The sequence below is a fragment of the Microvirga sp. M2 genome (assembly GCF_047497095.1).
Lineage (GTDB): Bacteria > Pseudomonadota > Alphaproteobacteria > Rhizobiales > Beijerinckiaceae > Microvirga.
Window position 1 is genome coordinate 272,050 of the sequence record NZ_CP134065.1, and the last position, 20,337, is coordinate 292,386.

The following is a 20,337-nucleotide window of genomic DNA, read 5'->3' on the forward strand; positions in this document are numbered from 1 at the left end:
CGAGTCCCCAAGCTCCTATCAAGTCACGCTGTAGCAGAAGGTCAGGTGCCGCCCGGAAGGCCGACACGTCAACACAATGACACGCGGTCAATCATAACAAGGGTCAGGCCCTCCGAGCGGCTCTGACATTCTCACAGTCGTAACAATTCCCTTTGCCGGACATCGAGATCGCGATGCCGTGTGCCTTCAGCGCAGCCTGGTACTCGATTGCGCAATATTGACTGCCGCGGTCCGCGTGATGGGTCAGCCCCTCACCAGGTCTTCGGATCGCCAGAGCCTTGCGCAGCGCCTCAAGCGCCAGCTCCTTGTGGAGCCGGTCACTGACGGCCCAACCAACCACACGCCGGGCAAACAGATCAAGAACCACGGCCAGGTACAGCCAGCCCTCGCTCGTCCACACGTACGAGATGTCCGCGTTCCATTTCTGGTTCGGGCGTTTGGCCGAGAAGTCCTGCTCGAGCAGGTTGGGTGCAATCGGAAAGGCGTGGTGGCTGTCAGTGGTGCGCTTGAAGCGGCGCTTCTGCCGGGCTTTGAGGCCGTTCTCGCGCATCAGCCGGGCGGTGCGGCGCCGGCCGATGCCGAAGCCCTCGTCCTGCAACTCACGGGTCATACGAGGACTCCCGTAGGTCTCATGCGAGAGCGCATAGGCCGATCGGATGTGGGCTAAGAGGATCAGATCCTCCCTCTGGCGTGGGCTCGCTGGACGCGATCGCCAGGCGAAGTAGCCGCTCGGGCTGACACCCAGGACCTGGCACAGACGCGTGACGGGGAATTCCTCTTTCGCCGCATCGATGAGTTGGAACCTCATCGACTTCCCTCCTTGGCGAAAAAAGCTGTTGCCCGCTTCAGGATCTCCCGCTCCTGACGCAGGATCTCGTTCTCGCGCCGCAGCCGCTTCAGCTCGGCTGCCATATCCTCCTGCCGCTCCTCGGGCGGATCGTCGATCTCACGCTCACGGCGGCGATCAAGCCAGTGCCGCAGGGTCGACAAGCCGATCCCAAGGTCTTCGGCGATCGCGCGTCGGCTGCGGCCACTGGTCAGGGCGAGCCGCACAGCCTCATCCCGAAACTCGTTCGTAAAGCGTGTGTGGGGCATGGAGATCCTCCTGCTTCATCAAAGGCTCTCCATTTTTTCGAAGCAAGTCCAATCATGACGTTTGGCAGGCTATGGCTTTGGCGAGCGATGCGCTCAGCAAGGATCGCACGTCTCCGATGCGAGGCAGTGAGTGGTGCGCCTGGAGGGACTTGAACCCCCAACCAGACCGTTATGAGCGGCCGGCTCTAACCATTGAGCGACAGGCCCACACAGGCCGATGATGCCGGACTGGCACGGGTTTGGCTGTATCTTGCGGGTCACAGCGGGTCCGGAGAGTACTTGGTGTGTCTCATTCCCGTTCCGCTGAGGAAGCTGCGATAGGCGGGAGTGTCGCTCTCGTCCCAGTACGGATAGCCAAGCTCATCCGAATCCGTCAAAGTCGCTACCTCAACAATCGGATTGGGCAGGACCATCGCGCCGTCAAGCGCCGGGTTCAACCGATGCTCGGATTCAAGTCAATGGCGTCCGCTCGCGCGCGATTCTGGGTAGGATCGAGATGGTTCACATGATGCGCAAGAGACAAGCGAAGTACGCCCACAGTTCGCAGCTATCCCTCGCCGAGCAGTTCAACATCCTGGCTGTGTGAGACCTGCGAGTGGAGTAGCTCACTTTCTGTCCTCATCGAAAATTCGCGACAGAACCGACGCTGCCTGAGGGGCGATCACCTGAGGAATGTTCATGCTTCGTCCAAGGTGCCGAGGTTATTGCACAAACCTTGCGCGCTCCTCAACCGCACCAACAGGCCGTAGATATGCCTGCACCCGGCCACTTGCACTCACGTTCAACAAAACCCTTGCCGGCAGGGAGCGTCCAGCTATGACGATGCCCTTTCCAGACGCCCAGCTAATAATGAGAGCGGCCAACACAGGAGGAAATATAGCCCGCCGACTATGCCGAAAACCATAAACGGTGCCATGGTAGCATTGTTGACGATTTGGCCCGCACGAGTGAGTTCCACAAAGCCGATCAAGGATGAAAGTGACGTGCCTTTGACTATGTAGACTAGGCACCCGACTGTTGGCCCCGACGCAATTCGCGCGGCCTGAGGAATGACGACGAAACGATTGATGTCAATCTTTCCCAGACCCAGCGCATATCCGGCCTCCACTTGCCCTTGTGGTATGGATTGAATGCACCCGCGCCAAGTTTCGCCCAAGAAAGCGCTCGCATTCAACACAAAGCAAATGGCCGCTGCAGTAAACGCGCTGACTTCCAACCCGAGCATACTGATGCCAAAAAAAACCAGGAATAGTTGCGTTAGCAAGGGAACGCCCTGATTGACCCGAATATAGATCAGTGCAATTGCCCTGATTATGCGAACCCGAGACAGCCGCATGAATGCGATCGCTAATCCAAGCACCGCCCCCCCACAAAAAGCGACTGCCGTTAACAACAGAGTCCATCGCAGTGCAAAAAGGATGAAGGATACTTCGTGGAGGTCAAATTCACGGTACATTACTGCAACGTCCTTATTTAGCCATGGGATACGAGAAGATCATTCTGTTTACTATGGCAAATAAGCCCAAAAATATGGACCCGCTGAGAAAATATAATGCCGCTGAAACTATGTATGCTTCGAAACTCAAAAATGTGACCGATTGGATAAAGTTTGTGGTGTGCGTCAATTCATTCGCTGAGATTGCTGATGCTACGCTAGTTGTGAGCAGAATCATAACAAACTGGCTTGTGATTGCCGGAAATACAACTCGCAATGCTGGGACGAATATTACATCCCGAAAAACATCGATTGGCCCAAGGCCTAGAGCTCGCGCAGCCTCGATCTGTCCCTTTGGCACACTTAAAAGTCCGGAGCGAATAACCTCTACGAGATAGGCGGTGCTATAGAGCGACAGTCCAATGACTGCGGTAGTGTTTGGGCTGAGGCGAATGCCTAAAGCCGGCAACCCGAAGAAGATGAAGAACAGCTGCACGAGAATCGGGGTGTTGCGGATTAGCTCCACGTAAATGTTTATGCCCCAGCGAACCCAGCCAGGCGTAGTCATTTTGATCACAGCGAGCGCAGTGGCCGAAGGCAGCGCTATCAAAAATGTTATAGCTGTAAGCTGAATCGTCCCGAAAGCCCCGAGAAGAAACTCGGGCCACGTGGTCAGCAAGAATGCGAATTTAAGATCAAAGCCCACTTGATGCCCCCTAATGATTGAGCAGGGTCGAGAGAAATGTCTTTAAAGACTCATTCCGGGGGGCTGAGAAAAACGCATCTGGTGCGGCAGTTTCGACGATTTTGCCGGCGGACATGAAAGCAACGCGATCGGCAACCTTGCGGGCAAAACCCATCTCGTGGGTCACGCAAATCATGGTCATGCCATCCTCAGCGAGGGACACCATGGTATCAAGAACTTCTTTAACCATCTCTGGGTCGAGCGCTGAGGTCGGCTCATCAAAAAGCAATACCTTTGGCTTGGTAGCTAATGCTCGGGCAATCGCTACCCGCTGCTGTTGTCCACCAGACAACTGGGCAGGATATTTCTTGGCTTGGTCGGCAATCCGCACGCGGGTCAGAAAATGCATTGCCAATTCCTCTGCCTCCGCCCGCGATAGCCTCGCGGTTCGGATGGGGGCAAGCGTGCAGTTTTCAAGTACCGTCATATGTGGGAACAAATTGAATTGCTGAAATACCATGCCGACTGTCCGGCGGATTTGCTGCAGCGCGGCAGATTGGCCTGGGATGAAAACGCCATCAACTTCAATTCGCCCGCTATCTATGCTCTCGAGGCCATTTATACAGCGGATCAACGTGGACTTACCTGATCCAGAGGGGCCACAAATCACGACGCGTTCGCCACTTGATACGCTGAAGTTGATATCCACGAGAGCCTGAAAGGAGCGTACGTACAACTTGAAGACCCGATCTAAGTGGATCATCGGCTGGATTGTTGGAGCAGTCCTGGAGGCGTCGTACATAGAAGTTGCTTCTCCGTGGAGGAAACCCAGCCCATGTGATATACCAGATATCACATGACTACAAGGTTCGTGTGAGCTTCTGTCAGACGCAGTAGATGGTGTGCTGGGCTTACGGTGGGCTCGGGAACTATTGAATGAGCCCGAGGAGTGATTCTGTGCCATCTGCGATCGACGGGCTGAAGGTGGCTTGTTCCTGCTGAGCGAGCGCCTGCTGGTGCGGATCTCACCATGTTTCCCGTTAGCTCATGGGTTCCGCTCGTGGGCGACCGGCGGGTGGCCAGCGGGATCGTGTATGTGATCCGAAACTCTCAACGAAACAAAACCATTCTAACTCAAGTTTCTCGAACGCGGCGTGGCATTTCAGCTGGCGCGTCCAGCTTCCAGAAAACGTTCTGGCCCTCACGCCACTCAACGTGGCGACGAAGCACGGCGACCGCGAGCGCTAGGTCCCCATGCTTGAGGTGCCAGACGATGGTTTCGTGCTGAGTAAACGACAAACGTACGTGCTCTGGTTTAGCGGAAAACCGCAACCTCATAGCGATAACCTTGCCTGCAACCAACTCGTAAGATCGCTTTAGAAACTCATTGCCAGAGCAGTCCATAATCGCAGCATGGAAAGTCGAGTCGAGGTTATGATATGCTACGAGGTCGTCCTCGTTCAGCGCCGCTCCCATCTCGGACAAGATCGCAGACAGTCTCTCAATCAATTCAGCTGGTGCGTTGCCATACGCAATCTCGAGCGCACCGCTCTCAACACAAGATCTGAATGCAAATATCTGATCCAACTCTTCGTGAGTTGGAGAAAAGACAAAAGTTCCCCGCCGTGGATATACCCGCACCAAGCCCTCGACTTGAAGACGGTATAAGGCCTCACGGATTGGAGATTTGGAAACATTCAACTCGGCAGAAAGCCGCGCCTCTGAAATCTGCTCGCCCATGCGAAGATCTCCGTCCAGGATCATCTGTCGGACAGCGTTGAATGCGAAATCGCTCAGGGACTGAGGAGGCGGAAACTTCGATGACATGTCAACCTCTGAGACAAGAGTTGTCGTTCCTGCAGGGGTGATAATATTGAGGCCATGCCTCCCAGTGCAGTACGATAATCAGCACCGCACTATCTCCCTTATTTAACAGTGGCTTGGCAAGTCAAGAATACCAAGACGAGCAACGAGAATGATGTGAGAGTCGTCTCACACATTCGATGGACGGGTGACAACAGGTACTTATTCCGCATACCTCATCAGCGGCCAAGGTCCCCGTGGACCGCTGGCGTCGAGAGCACTTATTGAGCGATGTGGCAGAGCAAGTGGATACTGCATACCGGGATGATGAGGTCGACGACAGGACACGAAAGCGATTACGACCTGAATGACACAGCATGACCCAGCACGTGATCAGCACTTGTTACTGCCTCATGAAGAGCCCTCGGAAGAGCCAGCCAAAAGCCGCCTCCCCCTCATTTTAGCATTTCGCAATGAGCTTACTCGCCTTGTCCTTTGGACTAACACCGCCAGCGCCGATCTGCTGCGGCTGTATGGGTTCACTTGGCCCGCGACTTTTTCCAATCTTCATATTCGGGATAGGCGGCCTCTGAAAGCGGGTAGTAAACTCTCAGATCACCGCCCTTTAGGAGCTGCTCTTTTGTGAAGTCTTCCCAGCCATACTCTTTCGGCACAGCCTGAATGAGCTTCTGAGCAATCCCAATGGGAACGACCACGACGCCGTCATCGTCCGCTACGATGATGTCGCCGGGCATGACTAACGCGCCGCCGCATGCGACTGGCGTATTCACCGCGAACGGCATGATCTCGGCCTGCGTATGAAAATTCGGGGTGAATCCTCTCGTCCAGACGCCGAGGCCAAGGTGCTTAACGCTGGGCCAGTCCCGGATACATCCATCAACCACGATGCCCTGGCCGCCTCGGCCTTTCAGATAGGTCAGCATCATCTCGCCAAAAATGCCACTGCGCATGTCGCCTCGGGCGTCAACGACCACGATATCCCCTTCCTGGGCGTGATACAGAGCATGGCGGTGCAGTTGTTTTTCAGGATCGACGTATTCTCCCTCCCCATAAATGTCATCACGCTTGGGCATGAACTGGAGTGTAAGCGCAGGCCCGACAATCTTGCGTCCGGAGCTCTGACTCACAGGCCCTGAGATCAAAACATTCTTGATTCCTAATTTGTAAAGCGTGCTCGCAATGTTTGCCGTTCCGAACACGCCAACCTGTTCGATCAACTCGCGGGAAGGCCTCTGAATATCGACGGTTTGAATCACTTACCGAACTCCGTTTTGCATTGACCTGTGATATATCAGATGCCACGAGGGAGGGCAAGCATATCTCGTTAACCGCCCGCCAGAAACGGCCTCCTACGCGTTGCCTATACCTTGCCAGATGGGATGCAACTTGGCCGGAACGAACAGGTTTAACATCTAATATATCAGGCTTGCGTACCCTCCGTTTGTATGTAAGCGTGCAGGCCTCGGGATTGGCTGACAATGATCACAGCACGGCGGGGATCGAACCTGGTAGATGTCGCTTCTTTGAAGACCGAAAGATAACTGCAGGCCTTTAGAGAGGTTAGACAAGGAGGCGCAGCTCCTGAGCAGGACTATCCTTACGTCTTTCAGAAGCACCGTAAGATCTGCCTTTCGCGAGAGGAAATTGTTTCAGCCGCTTCTCAAGGCTGAGATTGATCACAGGGAGGAAAGCACAGTGAAAAGAACATTTGGTCTAATAGCCTTCATGATGGCGTTTATTGCGTCATCCGTGGCGTTTTCGCAAAGTTTAGATGACTTGCGTGGTAAACGTAGGCTTGTCGTGGGCTCATTAGTTGATTTTAGCCCCTACGGCTTTATCGATCGGGAAGGCAAGCCCGACGGATTTGACATCGACTTTGCGAAGTTGCTCGGTAAAAAGTTGGGTCTTCCGGTTGAGATCGTTCCAGTCGCTGGCGCTAACCGGATTCCCTTTCTGTTATCAGGCAAGGTCGATATACTGGTGGCGGCCTTGGGAATGACCCAAGAACGAGCTCAACAGGTAGATTTTTCTATACCATATGAACGACTAAACTCGTGGCTGATCGCCCGAAAAGATCGGAATATTAAGAGCTGGCAGGACATGGCAGGGTCCAGCTTTGCTGTTACCCGCGGTAGCACTGATGATTTGTCTCTGACAAAGAATGCCCCAAGCGGCACTACAATCCTTCGTTTCGACGACGATGCGACTACGCGACAAGCGGTGATCTCCGCTCAGGTTGATGGCTCATCTTTGTCCGATACTTCCATCAAAGCACTTGAGAAGGTTCTGCCTGAGATTTACGAGCGCAAATTTGCAATCCGCAGCCAGCTTCAGGGCGTTGGCGTACGTAAAGGTGCAGATGAATTACTCGGTGCGATTAATAAGGCAATCGAGGACGCTAAAGCTGACGGTTCACTGCGTGACATTCGCCTTAAGTGGATTGGACAAGACGTACCGGACTTAAGCGTTCCTAAATTGGATTAATGCACCGGCAGTACTGCATAAGCGACCGTGCAACACGTCTGTCCAGCGGATCATTCGGCTGGACAGACTAAGTGGTGCATCCGGGAAGTCATTCGGCCCTCTGATCTTCCCCCGATTGAGTGGACACCGGGTTAGCTCGCTGTCCGCTCGGCCTGTTCGGGCGTGAGATACCCGAGAGCCGAATGAATGCGCTGCCGATTGTAGTAGCCCTCGATGTAGCTGAACAGGTCGCGCCGCGCCTCTTCGCGGGTCGCCCAGCTCCGTTGATGGACCAGCTCGACCTTCAAGGAATGGAAGAACGACTCCATCGGGCATTGTCGTAGCAGCAAGCCGTTCGGCTCATTGACGCCTTCGCCTTCATCAGAGCCAGTTGTTGGGCGTAGGCCTCGGCCGCGTATTGCACGGTACTGTCACTTGAGGCTGACGAAATAAGCTACCGGGAACTGCGGTCAGGCCATCCTACGTTAGGATCGTGTCCCGTGGCGTGGTGTAAGAGTGTCAACCGAACCGAAGAATTGACCCCTTGGGCGAATTGAAGGTTTGACCCCCTCTCATCGCTTTGTGTCTCCCTCAGTTTCGAGGGCTACTCCGGCCTTCTGCAGAAGGCCGGATCGGCGCTTTTCACGAAGCCGGTAGCTGTCGCCGCGGATGGTGATCACCGTCGAATGATGAAGCAGGCGATCCAATATCGCTGTCGCCACGACGGCGTCCCCAAAAACTGATCCCCATTCGCCCACGGAGCGATTGGAGGTGATCAGGATCGAGCCCCGCTCGTAGCGGCGCGACACCAGCTGGAAGAACAGATGCGCCGCATTGGCCTCAAACGGCAGATAGCCAAGTTCGTCGATGATCAGCAGTTTCGGCCGCGCCAAGATCGTCAGCTGCTTGTCGAGCAAGCCATCGTCATGGGCCTTGGCCAGCTTGCCACCAGCGTCGCGGCCGTGACGAACTGCACGCTATAGGTCTGCCGGATCGCCTCGCGTCCGAGAGCGACCGCCAGATGAGTTTTGCCGGTGCCCGGCGGCCCTAAAAGCAAGACCGCATCCCCATGCGCAATCCAGCGGCAGGTGGCCAACTCCCGGACCTGTCGCGGATCCAGCGACGGCTGCGCGTCGAAGTCAAAGCCGTCGAGCTCGCGCACGAACGGGAACTGGGCGATCTTGCTCGCCATGGCGATCCGCCGCTCGTCGCGCCGTGCGATCTCGCACCGGACCAGGAACGCTAGGGCCTCGCGCAAGGTCATGTCCGACCGGGCTGCTTCGTCCAGCAGCGTGTCGAGCTGGTCGCGGATCGCCGTCAGCTTGAGCCGATCGAGCATCGCCACCAGCGCCTCGTGATCGATGGCCGTCATCACCAGCCTCCTCCCACCAGCGCCTCATACTCGGCCAGCGGCCGCAGCAGGGCGGGCGGCACAACGATGTCCGTCGGCGCCGACCGCACCGGCCCCGCGGCGCCGACCACGCCGGCCAGATGCGCACGCTCGACAATCCGTTGGCGGCGGCCCCGGCACAGGGCATGATCGGCGACGACCTCGCCCGCATGACGCACGATCACGCGTCCGCCCAGCACCACGACCTGGACGCTCTCCCCGATCAGCCGCCAGGGCACCGAGTAGCTGTTCGTGTCCAGGTCGATCGCGCAGTCAGCCTGAACCTTGCGCACCAGATCCCGCAGCTGCCCGAACGGCGCCCGCCCGCCGAGGGGACGAAGTGCCCCGGCCTCGTCCGCAAAGCGCTCTGCCGGAGCCACGCCGGTGGTGCCATGCACCCGCTGATCAGCGACCTCACGCGTCCATCGATCCAGATGCGCCTCGAGGGCGGCCCAGCTCTCGAACCGGCGGCCGGCAATGGCATTCTTCTTGACGTAGCCGACCCCGCGCTCGTCCTTTCCCTTCGTGCGCGCCCGGTAGGGCGCACAGGCGCGGGGTGCAAATCCCCAGTAGCGGGCAAAGGCATGCAGCCGCCCATTGAACCGCACCTCCCGGGTGGCCGCATCGTGATGCTCGACGAGCGCCTTGGGATTGTCGAACAGCACTTCCGCTGGAACCCCGCCGAAGCGCAAAAAGGCGCCTTCCATGCCCTCGAACCAGTCCGCCTGGCGCTCCCGCAGTGAGGGACGGATATGCAGCCGGCGCGAGTAGCCAAGCGTTGCCACGAACAGGTGCAGCCGCACCCGCTCACCGCCGATCCACACCCGCGTGTCGCCGAAGTCGATCTGCATCTGCTGGCCCGGGGCCGTCTCAAACCGCACGGTTGCCCGCATCTGCGCCTTCAACTCCCGGCGCCAGCGCTGCACCCGCAGTTCCACCGAGCGAAGCCCGATGACGATGCCGTGCTCGCTCGCCAGTTCCTGGCGCACCACGTCGGCGTTGCCGCTATGCCGGAAGAAGCGCTCCCGCAGCCACTCATCCAGCCCGTCGAAAACAGTCCGGCGCACGGGCTTGCGGAAAACAACAGCCCCGCCCTGGCGCAGATAGCGCCGCACCGTATTGCGCGCGCACCCAAATTCTTTCGCCAGCCGCTTGGCACCCCAGCCAAGCCCATGCAGCCGCAGCATCGCAGCCACCTCCTCAGCCTGAAGCATCTCGTCTCCCCGCATCGTGCGCGACAATGCAGGATCCACTGAAACCCCAATCGACATCTATTCCTCCTTTGCCAAGGAGGGGTCAGGTCTTCCTTTCGTCAGGGGGTCAGTTTCTCAATTCGGACGACAAAGAGCGCCAGTCTTCGGCTGAGCCGGGATGCTCAGGCGGTCACGGCCGACAGCCTACGAACCGGATCATCGCTCAACGGGCTCAGACTTTCCAGCGACATGTAGCGTCGGCTCACCGCCCATTCGTCATTCTGCTCCATCATCAAGGCTCCCACGAGACGGATCACGGCCCGGTCATTGGGAAAGATGCCGACCACATCCGCACGTCGTTTGATCTCGCCGTTGAGCCGCTCGAGCGGGTTGGTCGAGGCAATCTGGGCCCAGTGCTCGCGCGGAAAGCTCATGTAGACCAGCACCTCCTCGCGCGAGCGGTCCATCAGCTCGACCAGCTTGGGGCAGCGCTCACGCAGGGTATCGGCCACCGAGGTCCATTGCTCTCTGGCCGCCTCGGCCGTGTCCTGGACGAAGATGGTCTTGAGCATCGCCACCACGGCCGGGCGCTGCTTCGGGGCGATGTGCGCCATGGCGTTGCGCATCCAATGCACCCGACAGCGCTGGAGCGAGGCATGGAAGACCCGAGTGGCCGCCGCCCGCAGCCCCTTGTGATCGTCGGCAATCACCAGCTTCACGCCGCGCAGGCCGCGGTCGGCGAGAGAGCGCAGGAAGGCGGTCCAGAACGGTTCGGCCTCCGAGGCGCCGGTGGCAATGCCCAGCACCTCGCGCCGGCCATCGGCATTGACGCCCACGGCCAGTATCACGGCCGTGGAGACGATCCGGCCGGCCTCTCGCGTCTTCAGGTAGGTGGCGTCGATCCAGAGATACGGCCACTCGCCCTCGATCGGCCGGGCCAGGAAGGCGTTCACCCGCTCGTCGATCTCCTCGCACAGGCGGCTGACCTGGCTCTTCGAGATGCCGGACGCGCCCATGGCCTTGACGAGATCGTCGACAGAGCGGGTCGAGATGCCATGAACGTAGGCCTCCTGGATCACCGCTGTGAGCGCCTTCTCGGCGGTGCGGCGCGGCTCGAGGAAGGCCGGAAAGTAGGAACCCTTGCGTAGCCTGGGGATGGCAAGATCGATCCGGCCGGCCCGGGTGTCCCAGGCCCGCTCACGATAGCCGTTGCGGTGGTTGAGGCGCTCGGGGCTGCGTACGCCTGTTGGAGCGCCGGTGAGGGCCTCGACCTCCAGGTTCATCAGGCGCTCGGCCGCAAAGGCGAGCATGTCGCGGATGAGATCGGCATCGGCCCCCTTTTCGATCAGCTCGATCAGGGCCATTCTCTCGTCGGTCATCGTCGTCTCCGGGGTCAGGGTCAGGTGTCGCAACCCGCACTCTAACCGAAGACTGGCGATGACCACCTCACAGGTGGCTCGCTCTTACACCACGTCCCGGGACGCTACCGATTCCCCGACAAAGCCTCATCCGGTCGTGAATAATCGACAGGGTCGGCCCGCTCGCGGCGTTCCTGGGATTGCAAAAAGAAAGCGCCCGCTGTTGTAGCGCGACAGCGCCAATCTACGAGTACGGCGACGGCCAGATTTACGAGATGTCGCCTCCGGTTGAAGTCGACCTACCGTGTCACGGGACGACGCGGAGGAGCGAATGAGCCGGCTCGATCAGGAGGCTCGGATGGCTATCAAGGCATTGGCGTCGCGGGGAGCGACAAACAGTGAGATCGCCCGCTTGCTGGGTGTGACCGAAGGCGCGGTCCGTTATCAGGTGAAGCGCTTCGAGAGGGGGCAGGCGGACGGTCGCGCACGCCAGGGCTTCAGCCGATGCCCTCTCCGCCGTCATCGACCAGTGGCGGATCAGCTAGGGGGACGGCCCGATCAACCTGGCAGCCCTGCATGCCTGGTTGTGTGGCGAGTACGGCTATACCGGTAGCCTGAGATCGGTCCAGCGCTATTGGCGCCATGCCTATCCGGCCCCGGTCATCCGGGCCCGCCGGCGTGTCGAGACGCCTCCCGGGGCCCAGGCCCAGGTCGACTGGGCGCACTTTCCAGGCATCATCATCGCCGGCATTCCGACCGATCTTCTCGCCCTGCACATGGTGCTGTCGTTCAGCCGCAAGCAGGCGATCGTCTGGTCACCGGCCAAGGACATGCTGGCCTGGCTGGCTGCCATTCGGCCTGCTTTACCCGCCTGGGCGGCGTGCCGGCGACCGTGCGCATCGATAACGAGAAGACCGCGATCTCGCGCGGGGCTGGCGCCTGGGGCGTGATCAATCCCATCTATCGCCGCTATGCGCCGACGATGAAGTTCCACATCGATGCCTGTCCCCCGCGCCAGCCCCAGTGCAAGGGAAAGGTGGAACGGCGGGTGCGCGATCAGCGCCTGGCGATCAATCCCTATGGCCGCTCCTATGCGAGCCTGGCCGAGTTGCAGCAGTGGACCGATGCGCGCATCGAGATCCTGTCGCACGAGCGGCGCTGCCCGGCCACCGGCTCGAGCGTCGCCCAGGCCTGGGCCGAGGAGCGGGTGCGGCTGACCCGCATGCCCGAGACATTGCCGGAGCCGTTCGATCTGGTGGCCACCCGCCAGGTCGGTCTCGACGGGCTGGTGTCGTTTGAGGGGCGTCAATACAGCGTTCCGTTCCCGCTCATCGGGCAACGCGTCGAGGTGCGCGGCACCGCCGGACAGGTGCAGATCCTGAAGGCCTGCGATGTGGTGGCGACGCATCCGCGCGCCACCCCGGCCCGGCTCGTGATCGATCAGGCGCATTATGATGGGCCCAGTAGCGAACACGTCCTGGCGCCGCCCCCTCTCGGGCGCTTGGGCGCCCGCATCCAAGAATTGTCCCAGGCGCCCGTGGCGCACCGGTCGATCGACCTGTATGCGGCTCTGGCGGAGGTGGCGCGATGACCCCGGGCAGACTGCGACTGGATATCGACACGACGCGCGAGCGGCTGCTGGCGTTGGGCTGCTCCTACGCGGCCGAGCACCTCGATCATCTTCTGACTGAGGCCGTGGGCCGGGCGATGGCGCCGCACGCCTTTCTGGACCGGCTGCTGGAAGTGGAGCACTCGGGGCGCGAAGGGCGACGGGTGAAAACCTCGTTGAAAATGTCGGGTCTGCCGATCGGCCAGACGCTCGAGAACTTCGACTTCGCCTTCCAGCCGGCGATCGAGCGCTCCCGGATCGACACGCTGGCGACGGGGGCGTGGATCCGCAATGCCGAAACCGTCCTGATGCAGGGGCCTCCAGGGGTGGGCAAGACGCACCTATCGGTGGCGCTCGGGACCCGAGCGGTCGAGATGGGGTTCTCGGTCCTGTACTACCGGTTTGATGAACTGATGATGGCGCTGAAGGTCGATGCCGGCCTGCCGCCTGCGCAATTGAAACGGCGCCGCTACATGAACATGGCGCTGTTGCTTGTGGACGAACTCGGCTTCGAGCCGATGACCCGCGAGGAGGCGAGCTTGTTCTTCCGGCTGGTGACCTACCGTTATGGCCGCGGGGCGATCCTGATTACGACGAACAAGAGCATCCGGGAGTGGACCGAACTGCTGGCCGGCGATGAGGTGCTGGCCACCGCCATTCTCGATCGTCTGCTGCATCGCGCCCATGTTCTCAACATCAAGGGGCGCAGCTATCGCCTGCGGGATCTCGAGGAGGCTCTCCAGCGGGCTCACGCCTAAGACCTCGTAAAACTGGATGTCGCCTTATCTCGTAAATCTGGGTGTCGCTTGACAGGCGTCTCCAAGAGTGGGATCCCCAATCAGGTCATGCCATGCGTCCACGGGGACCTGGCTCGTGACGATGGTCGATGAACGGCCGTGGCGGTCGTCGAGGATTTCCAGGAGATCGCGCCGCTCGGGACCGCTGAGCACCGACAAGCCCCAATCGTCCAGGATCAGCACCTGCACGCGGCCGAGGGCCTTGAGCAGGCGGCCATAGCGGCCATCGCCGCGGGCGAGCGCCAGCGCCTCAAACAGGCGCGGCACACGGTGGTAGAGCACCGAGCGGTTATCGCGACAGGCCTTGTGGCCGAGCGCGCAGGCGATCCAGCTCTTGCCCAGGCCGGCCGCCCCTGTGATCAGCAAATTCTCATGCCGGTCGATCCAGTCGCCGGCGATCAAGCGGGCAAAGACCGCACGATCGATGCCGCGTTGGGTTCGCCAATCGATGTCCTCGACGCAGGCATTCTGGCGCAGCGCCGCGAACTTGAGCCGGGCGGTCAGACGCTTGGTGTCGCGCTCGGCGGCCTCGCGGTCGACCAGCAGCCCGATGCCCTCCTCAAAGGACAGAGCGTCGAGATCGGGCGATCGTCGCTGCTCCTCGAAAGCTTTGGCCATGCCGGTCAGGCCAAGCGCGATCAGGCGCTCATGGGTGGGATGGGTCAGCATCGGTTGGTCCTCCTGGTGGGGGTCAGTGGAAGTAGCCCTGGCCGCGAATGTTGCCGTGGCGCAGGGGTTCGTGGTCGGGCGTCTCGTCAAGGACGGCGCGGTCGAGACCGTTCTTGAGGATCGAGCGGATCGAGGCGACGGAGCGCGCCTTGATGAGGATGCCGCGCCGGCAGGCGGCCTCGACGCGGGTGTCGCCGTAGCTCCTGGCCAGCGACAGGATGCCGAGGCAGGTCCGGAAGCCCTGCTCGGGATGCGGCCGCTCAGTGATGACGGCCTCGAAGAAGGCCGCGACGGAGGGACCGATCCGTTCCCCGGCGGCGATCAGGCCTCTCGGGGTCCACTGGCCGTGGCGGCGATGGGCACTCGGCATATGGTCGGCGATCGTGGTGTGGCCGCGCCGGTTAGGCGCCCGGGCATGGCTGGCGACCCGCTGCCCCTTGTGGAAGATCTCGACCGTTGCACCAGCGAGGCGCACGTCGACGAGGTCTTTGATCAGGCGGTAGGGCACGGAGTACCAATGGCCGTCGACCTCGACATGATAGTCCGGCGCGACGCGGCAGCGCTTCCAGCGAGCGAAGACATAGGGCGCGTCCGGCAGCGCTCCCAGCCGGGGCCGGTCGATCTCGGCGAAGAGCTCGGCCCGGCTGGAGCCGAAGCCGCGCATCTGGCGGGCGTTGAGCTCGACGACGAGGCTGCGAATGGCGCGATTGAGCTCGGCGAGTGCGAAGAAGCGATGGTTGCGCAGCCGGGCCAGGATCCAGCGCTGGGCGATTTGCACCGCAACCTCAACTTTTGCTTTGTCCTTCGGGCGTCTCGGCCGCGCTGCGAGAATGGCGGTGCCGTAATGCGCGGCCATCTCGGCATAGGTGCGGTTGAGGCCGGGATCGTAGCGGTCGGGATTGGTCACCGCCGCCTTGAGGTTGTCGCAGGTCACGAACTTCGGAACCCCGCCCAGAAAGGCGAACAGGTTGGCGTGCACACTGATCCAGTCCGGCAAGGTCTCGCTCGGGCAGGCCTCGGCATAGGTGTAGTTGGAGGCGCCCATCGCGGCGACGAAGAGCTTCATGGCATGGGCTTCGCCGGTCAGCGGATCGAAGATGTCGATGGTGTCGCCGGCAAAATCGACAAACACCTTCTCGCCGCCCCTGTGGGTCTGGCGCATGGTCGGGCGGACGCGCCCCTTCCAGGCCTCGTAGGTGGTGCAGAACCAGGTGTAGCCGAAGCCATCGGGATGGGCGGCGCGATATTCCTCCCAGAGCAGCACACGGGTGACGCCACGCCGGCGCAGCTCCTTCTCGACATGGGCCCAGTCGGGGACCGGGCGCTGATCGGTCTGGGTTGAGGACGGTGTCGGAAACAGCAGGAGCTCGAGCGCCTCGTCATCGAGCCCCTCCGGCAGCGGCCAGCTCAGGCCTGCCAGACGGGCGCGGCGCAGGTAGCCATGAACGACGCCGTTGCTGACCCCCAGCGTGCGCGCGATGACGCGTTCGGTCAGGCCCTGTTGGTGTCTTAAACGAAGAACGTCTCGAATCCGGCGCATCGACAATCTCTGGGTGGGCATCGGGCCTCCTCGTGGTTGAACGAGACATCCCGTAGCCGGTTGAGTTGTCGGCCGAAGCTCCCGGCACCTCCGAAAAGGTGCTCACGATCCTCTGAAATCGTTGCTCATGATGCCGCGAAATCGCTGCTCACGATCCCCTGAAATCCGTGCTCACGATCACGCGAAACACGCAGACCAACCCTGAATTAACATCACACCCGGATCACCCACATGGGGCAGGCCATCATTTCCTCGAGATTTCTTAGGCTCAGATTACAGGCGAGGTATCATCGGCCGCACAAAAGGATCACTGAGCGATCAAAATGGCGGCCTTTGAACATCGTACACCTCCGGAGTTGGTCGGAGGCGTAGGCTGAACTGAGTTACTGAATAGTTTGCGACGGAGCCGGTTGCGGCAATCAAAAGGTAATCGCGATTTACGACCCTGCATACGCGCCGGAGCAATCAACGGCAGTGAAACCATCGCGCACAAAGCACGTAAGGCAATTCCCGCCCGAACTCGTGCGGATCAACAAGCGAACAGCGATCCTCGAGGTGCTGCGCGAGGTTGGCCGCCGCTGTCAACGATGGACTGTACCTGCGGTTGCCGAACGGCATGACGTGGTAGCCAGCAGCCCGGCCTTGCCGCAATTCGTGACGCACGTCTCGGCGCTCTCCATGTATGGATAGGTGTCGGGGAATAGAACCCCCTGGCACCCCGTCCGCCTCGATCGGCTGACTTTAACCGTCACTTGCTGCTGGCGATGATTCGCTCCAGCTTCTCGTGCATATCCTTTCCAGCCTTGGCAGCGGCGCCTGCAACTTCCGCCGTATCCAGCGCCTTGTGCCTGCCCTGCCTCAACACCAACTCACCATTGACAATGACAGTATCCACATTGCGTGAGCTTCCAGAGTAAACGATGGAATAGTACGGGTCGATGACGGGAGCGATATTGATGTCGTTCTTTCGGATCATGATGATGTCTGCCCGCTTTCCCGGGGTGAGCGACCCGATCTCGGCGTCAAGCTGTAGGGCTCTTGCACCTCCGATTGTGGCAATTTCAACGATCCTCTTCGGTTCCAAGGCCCGATCCACATCGGATCGCTGCTTATGGGACCATTGCAGCGCCCTCATCACCGTAAAGAAGTCTGCGGTCGCCATGGCGCTCGAGGCGTCTACGGAAAGGCTGAGGCTTGCTCCCAGCTTTTCCAGTTCCGCAAACTGAATATACCCGTTGCGCACGGTCGAATAAGGAATCTCGATAGCAGGAGACATCGAGAACTGAACATTTTTCGCAACCATGGTTTCGCGCTCCTCAGCGGTGAAACCCTGGGTGTGGATCATCAAGATATCCGGACCGAGCAGTCCGTGCCTATTCAGCAATCCGACGAGGCCATGGGCGGTGTTCCCGTAATGTAACGAAATTGGCAAACCGAGACTTCGCGCGAACTGCACATCGTTGATGAAGGCCTCATCGTCACCGCCGCTCTTTAAGACATCCGGAGCCGGCGTATCGAGATTGACGCCGAGCTTCAGGAGAGGGTTCGCCGATCTCCACAGCTTGTTCACCTCTTCGAGCCCAGCCCGATCTAGCCTTTGGTCTCGTCCGGGTGGCCCATACGAGAACCGCGTACGGACGCCGACATCGAGCGATGCACGGATCTCTGCTTCGGCATGGGCAACGGACCGGGTGTTATGTGAGAAGTTGTTGACGCAGGTCGTTCCCGAAAGAAGGGCCTCCACCAAGCCAAACCTGACGGAGTTGAACGCGTCGTCCGGTGTGCAGAGCGGCGCGGCTCTATTTGTTGTCGGGAAATAGCCCCGCACCCGATCGTCACCGCGGACCGAACCGCGCAAGAACGCGTTCCAGAGATGCGAATGCGTATCGACGAAACCTGGCATCACGATCATGTCGCGGGCCTCGATGACCTCCGCTCCGGGTGCCTCTATGTGTTCTCCGATCTGCACGATCCGGCCGTTCCTGATATGAACGTCGCCCGCGGCGAGGTCTCCGATACTCTTGTCCATCGAGAGGACATGCCCCCCGCGAATGATTAGTTCTCCCCCCGTCGCAGTTGAGGAAGGTCCAGCGCTCTGTGCGTCTGCAGTCCCGGGGCTGAGGGTCATGGCTCCTGCACTAGCCGCGGCAAAGGCTGCGGTGCCGCGAAGAAAGCCACGGCGGTGCATCCCCTTGGAGGCGGGACCGGAGTCTTCCGTCGGGCGGCCTGTATCGCTCATAAGTTGAATCCCCTCGGCTTGTTGGTGCTTCGCCTGTCGGAAGCGCAAATACTTTAGGCTTAAAGCGTTCGGCGTCAATCGACGCGGGCGCACTCCTAAGGGTGACTGGCTCAACCACCGGATCGTTCGGACAATCGATTGACCCATGCCGCTCCACATGGCCCTAGGGCGGGAACAGGGGGATGTCACGTTAACTGAGTATAGCCGTTGGACTACCCGGCAAGATAAGTTTTTGCACAGCCCAAGTCCTTGGTTTCCCTCGGGGCCAGATTTTTTGGTGACGACTACAGGGTAGTATTCGCCGTTAATGTGACATCCCCGGATCAGCGTCTCCTGATCGGCGGTTCCGCCAACTTCTAAGATCATTAACGCACCGCGGGGATGGCTCCGTCTATACTCTTTCGCGAAAACAGAAACCAGGCAGTTCCGATCATCATAAGAAAAACAATTTGCAAAACAGAGACTACCGCAATTGTCGGATCAAGCGCATAGCCGATGTTTTCAAATGTCTTTTTGGGAAGCGTGGCGTTGGATCCGCTCACGAATAGCGCAATGACCAGGTCGTCAAATGACGCCATGAAAGCGAAGAATGCGGCTGTAAAAATGCTCGGGCGGATCAGAGGAAACGTCACGAGCATAATAGCTCGCAACCGATTGGCGCCAAGGCTTTCCGCCGCATCCTCTAGGGTCGTGTCAAATTGTTTGAGTGCGGCTGTTGTGACAATCACGACAAAAGGAAGTGCGAGAACCAAGTGCCCCAAGACGAGTGAGTGAAATGACCCAATCAAGCGAAGTGCAGATAGCAGACTATAAACTGCAATCGCGGTTACCATGCCCGGAATGATGATGGGTGTTACCATAACCTTGTCAACGATTTCGGCGAGCCAACGAGTGCGTGCGCGGGCTAGGTAGAATGAGACCGGAACACCGAGAAGAACCGCTGAAACCGTCGTTATGGCGCCAACCTTAATGGATAGCCAAGTTGCATCGATCCACGCCGGTGATGAGAAAAATGCTTGGTACCAGCGCCAGGAATAGCCAGGCGGCGGAAACTGAAAAAAGCTGGCTGAGCTCACCGATAATGGAAAAATTATCAAGAGAGGAAATACAAGAAAAGCGAGAACCGTAGCACAGTAAGCGGTCAGAACTCTGCGAGACCAACTTTTTTGGCGTGTCATTCGTTTTGCACCCTTTCGAGCTTCGCCATACTTAGGTCCAAGATCGTCGTGTCATAAGGCTGAGCGCAGCGTAGACAGTGATCGTCGTAAGCAGAATGACACCGGATAGGGCTGACGCGAACGACCAATTCAAGAGTTCACTCACTTGTGTATAAATCAGGTTTGAGATCATGATCACGCGGCCACCACCAAGTAGCGCAGGCGTTACGAACGCGCTCAATCCGAGGATGAACACGAGAGCAACACCGGCGATCACCCCTTTCAGAGTAAGCGGGAAGTAAATGCGGCAGAAAATTTGCCACGCGGGGGCACCCAACCCTTCGGCGGCTAAAAGCAAATTGCGATCGATACGCGCCATTGCAGCATAAATCGGCAACACCATGAACGGAACCAGATAGTAGACTGTTCCGAGAAGAACCCCTCCCACGTTGTAGATGAGCGGCAACGGTTCAACGGTAAGCTCGTGCTCCAACAGAAATCGATTGATAACCCCATTGCGGCCGAGCAATACCATCCAAGCGTATGTGCGAACAAGCACACTTGTCCAAAATGGCAGAACCACCAGCATCAGGCAGAACGCACGCACGCGGGGTGACGTTGTCGTTATAAAATAGGCAAGAGGATACGCGAGAATAAGGCAAATGACGGTCGTTGCAGCCGCGATTCTAAACGTCGACCAAATAACACCATAATAGAGAGGGTCACCGAGTGCCTTGCCATAGGGCTCGAAAGCTCCGGAGCCTGCGCTTAATCTCATTAAACTGAGAAGGGGGGCAAACAGCACGATCGATATAACGACGAGCGCCGGCACGACGAGTAAGACCAACTGCAACTCTTTACTGAGCCATGTTGGCCATCGCCG

17 protein-coding genes, 1 tRNA gene and 5 pseudogenes are annotated in these 20,337 nt (G+C 59.3%); 6 read left to right on the plus strand and 17 right to left on the minus strand.

Annotation, left to right across the window (positions count from 1 at the left end; translation table 11 throughout):
• Positions 1–136: 136 nt before the first annotated feature.
• Together RE429_RS29965 and RE429_RS29970 are read right to left on the minus strand one after the other, a co-directional pair.
• Positions 137–1,095 (minus strand): annotated as a pseudogene (locus RE429_RS29965) (IS3 family transposase); the annotation flags it as partial.
• Between the two features lie 131 nt (positions 1,096–1,226).
• A tRNA-Ile gene (locus tag RE429_RS29970) sits at positions 1,227–1,302 on the minus strand.
• Between the two features lie 140 nt (positions 1,303–1,442).
• Here RE429_RS29970 and RE429_RS29975 point away from each other — a divergent pair.
• A pseudogene (locus tag RE429_RS29975) lies at positions 1,443–1,681 on the plus strand (DDE-type integrase/transposase/recombinase); the annotation flags it as partial.
• Between the two features lie 228 nt (positions 1,682–1,909).
• Here the strand turns inward: RE429_RS29975 and RE429_RS29980 are convergent.
• The 5 genes from RE429_RS29980 to RE429_RS30000 all read right to left on the minus strand — a co-directional run bounded on the left by RE429_RS29980 (position 1,910) and on the right by RE429_RS30000 (position 6,295).
• Positions 1,910–2,551, minus strand: coding sequence for an amino acid ABC transporter permease (locus RE429_RS29980; RefSeq protein ID WP_414476453.1), 642 nt, complete (start codon positions 2,549–2,551; stop codon positions 1,910–1,912).
• A gap of 13 nt (positions 2,552–2,564) precedes the next feature.
• Positions 2,565–3,236, minus strand: coding sequence for an amino acid ABC transporter permease (locus tag RE429_RS29985; RefSeq protein WP_414476454.1), 672 nt, complete (start codon positions 3,234–3,236; stop codon positions 2,565–2,567).
• Between the two features lie 10 nt (positions 3,237–3,246).
• Positions 3,247–4,017: an amino acid ABC transporter ATP-binding protein gene (locus RE429_RS29990; RefSeq protein WP_414476455.1), complete on the minus strand. Its 771-nt coding sequence runs from the start codon at positions 4,015–4,017 to the stop codon at positions 3,247–3,249.
• Positions 4,018–4,349: 332 nt separating this feature from the next.
• Positions 4,350–4,955, minus strand: coding sequence for a GntR family transcriptional regulator (locus tag RE429_RS29995; protein ID WP_414476456.1), 606 nt, complete (start codon positions 4,953–4,955; stop codon positions 4,350–4,352).
• 602 nt (positions 4,956–5,557) lie between these two features.
• Complete coding sequence (locus RE429_RS30000; RefSeq protein ID WP_414476457.1) at positions 5,558–6,295, minus strand: ribonuclease activity regulator RraA; 738 nt, start codon at positions 6,293–6,295, stop codon at positions 5,558–5,560.
• A 388-nt stretch (positions 6,296–6,683) separates the two neighbouring features.
• Here RE429_RS30000 and RE429_RS30005 point away from each other — a divergent pair, with 388 nt between their 5' ends.
• On the plus strand, positions 6,684–7,523 hold the full coding sequence (locus tag RE429_RS30005; protein WP_414476458.1) for a transporter substrate-binding domain-containing protein: 840 nt from the start codon (positions 6,684–6,686) through the stop codon (positions 7,521–7,523).
• A gap of 131 nt (positions 7,524–7,654) precedes the next feature.
• On the opposite strand, the pseudogene RE429_RS30010 reads toward RE429_RS30005, so the two are convergent.
• From RE429_RS30010 to RE429_RS30025, 4 genes and pseudogenes are all read right to left on the minus strand, one after another.
• A pseudogene (locus tag RE429_RS30010) lies at positions 7,655–7,938 on the minus strand (IS3 family transposase); the annotation flags it as partial.
• A 136-nt stretch (positions 7,939–8,074) separates the two neighbouring features.
• Positions 8,075–8,874: pseudogene (gene istB / locus RE429_RS30015) on the minus strand (IS21-like element helper ATPase IstB).
• Positions 8,874–10,163 (minus strand): IS21 family transposase, encoded by a 1,290-nt coding sequence (gene istA, locus RE429_RS30020; RefSeq protein ID WP_414476266.1) that lies wholly within the window; start codon positions 10,161–10,163, stop codon positions 8,874–8,876. Before istA (RE429_RS30020) ends, istB (RE429_RS30015) begins: the two are co-directional and overlap by 1 nt.
• A 104-nt stretch (positions 10,164–10,267) precedes the next feature.
• Complete coding sequence (locus RE429_RS30025; RefSeq protein WP_414476460.1) at positions 10,268–11,464, minus strand: IS256 family transposase; 1,197 nt, start codon at positions 11,462–11,464, stop codon at positions 10,268–10,270.
• 337 nt (positions 11,465–11,801) lie between these two features.
• Here RE429_RS30025 and RE429_RS30030 point away from each other — a divergent pair, with 337 nt between their 5' ends.
• Genes RE429_RS30030 through istB (RE429_RS30045) form a run of 4 tightly spaced genes read left to right on the plus strand, consistent with a single transcriptional unit; the run spans position 11,802 to position 13,810 of the window.
• Positions 11,802–12,056, plus strand: coding sequence for a helix-turn-helix domain-containing protein (locus RE429_RS30030; protein WP_414476491.1), 255 nt, complete (start codon positions 11,802–11,804; stop codon positions 12,054–12,056).
• The gene (locus RE429_RS30035) at positions 12,028–12,393 is read left to right on the plus strand and encodes a hypothetical protein (RefSeq protein WP_414476504.1); all 366 of its coding nucleotides are present in this window, start codon (positions 12,028–12,030) and stop codon (positions 12,391–12,393) included. The genes RE429_RS30030 and RE429_RS30035 overlap by 29 nt, the downstream gene beginning before the upstream one ends.
• Complete coding sequence (locus RE429_RS30040; protein WP_414476461.1) at positions 12,336–13,034, plus strand: Mu transposase domain-containing protein; 699 nt, start codon at positions 12,336–12,338, stop codon at positions 13,032–13,034. Before RE429_RS30035 ends, RE429_RS30040 begins: the two co-directional genes overlap by 58 nt.
• A complete protein-coding gene (gene istB, locus RE429_RS30045; protein ID WP_414476462.1) occupies positions 13,031–13,810 on the plus strand; it encodes an IS21-like element helper ATPase IstB in 780 nt (259 codons plus the stop codon). Before RE429_RS30040 ends, istB (RE429_RS30045) begins: the two co-directional genes overlap by 4 nt.
• A 24-nt stretch (positions 13,811–13,834) precedes the next feature.
• Here istB (RE429_RS30045) and istB (RE429_RS30050) read toward each other — a convergent pair whose 3' ends face one another.
• The 6 genes and pseudogenes from istB (RE429_RS30050) to RE429_RS30075 form a co-directional block, all read right to left on the minus strand.
• Positions 13,835–14,518: an IS21-like element helper ATPase IstB gene (gene istB / locus RE429_RS30050; protein ID WP_414476463.1), complete on the minus strand. Its 684-nt coding sequence runs from the start codon at positions 14,516–14,518 to the stop codon at positions 13,835–13,837.
• Between the two features lie 22 nt (positions 14,519–14,540).
• Positions 14,541–16,079, minus strand: coding sequence for an IS21 family transposase (gene istA, locus RE429_RS30055; RefSeq protein WP_414476464.1), 1,539 nt, complete (start codon positions 16,077–16,079; stop codon positions 14,541–14,543).
• A 218-nt stretch (positions 16,080–16,297) separates the two neighbouring features.
• Positions 16,298–16,399, minus strand: a pseudogene (locus RE429_RS30060) (IS6 family transposase); the annotation flags it as partial.
• A 407-nt stretch (positions 16,400–16,806) separates the two neighbouring features.
• On the minus strand, positions 16,807–18,087 hold the full coding sequence (locus tag RE429_RS30065) for an amidohydrolase family protein (RefSeq protein ID WP_414476465.1): 1,281 nt from the start codon (positions 18,085–18,087) through the stop codon (positions 16,807–16,809).
• Positions 18,088–18,662: 575 nt separating this feature from the next.
• On the minus strand, positions 18,663–19,475 hold the full coding sequence (locus RE429_RS30070) for an ABC transporter permease (protein ID WP_414476466.1): 813 nt from the start codon (positions 19,473–19,475) through the stop codon (positions 18,663–18,665).
• Between the two features lie 31 nt (positions 19,476–19,506).
• On the minus strand, positions 19,507–20,301 hold the full coding sequence (locus RE429_RS30075) for an ABC transporter permease (RefSeq protein WP_414476467.1): 795 nt from the start codon (positions 20,299–20,301) through the stop codon (positions 19,507–19,509).
• Between the last annotated feature and the right edge of the window lie 36 nt (positions 20,302–20,337).

Excerpts from the sequence above, each read along its gene's own strand:
- RE429_RS29980 (WP_414476453.1), bottom strand. The coding sequence starts at position 2,551 with ATGTACCGTGAATTTGACCTCCACGAAGTATCCTTCATCCTTTTTGCA.
- RE429_RS29990 (WP_414476455.1), bottom strand. The coding sequence starts at position 4,017 with ATGTACGACGCCTCCAGGACTGCTCCAACAATCCAGCCGATGATCCAC.
- RE429_RS29995 (WP_414476456.1), bottom strand. The coding sequence starts at position 4,955 with ATGGGCGAGCAGATTTCAGAGGCGCGGCTTTCTGCCGAGTTGAATGTT.
- istA (WP_414476266.1), bottom strand. The coding sequence starts at position 10,163 with ATGTCGATTGGGGTTTCAGTGGATCCTGCATTGTCGCGCACGATGCGG.
- RE429_RS30025 (WP_414476460.1), bottom strand. The coding sequence starts at position 11,464 with ATGACCGACGAGAGAATGGCCCTGATCGAGCTGATCGAAAAGGGGGCC.
- RE429_RS30030 (WP_414476491.1), top strand. The coding sequence starts at position 11,802 with ATGGCTATCAAGGCATTGGCGTCGCGGGGAGCGACAAACAGTGAGATC.
- istB (WP_414476462.1), top strand. The coding sequence starts at position 13,031 with ATGACCCCGGGCAGACTGCGACTGGATATCGACACGACGCGCGAGCGG.
- istB (WP_414476463.1), bottom strand. The coding sequence starts at position 14,518 with ATGCTGACCCATCCCACCCATGAGCGCCTGATCGCGCTTGGCCTGACC.
- istA (WP_414476464.1), bottom strand. The coding sequence starts at position 16,079 with ATGCCCACCCAGAGATTGTCGATGCGCCGGATTCGAGACGTTCTTCGT.
- RE429_RS30065 (WP_414476465.1), bottom strand. The coding sequence starts at position 18,087 with ATGGACAAGAGTATCGGAGACCTCGCCGCGGGCGACGTTCATATCAGG.
- RE429_RS30070 (WP_414476466.1), bottom strand. The coding sequence starts at position 19,475 with ATGACACGCCAAAAAAGTTGGTCTCGCAGAGTTCTGACCGCTTACTGT.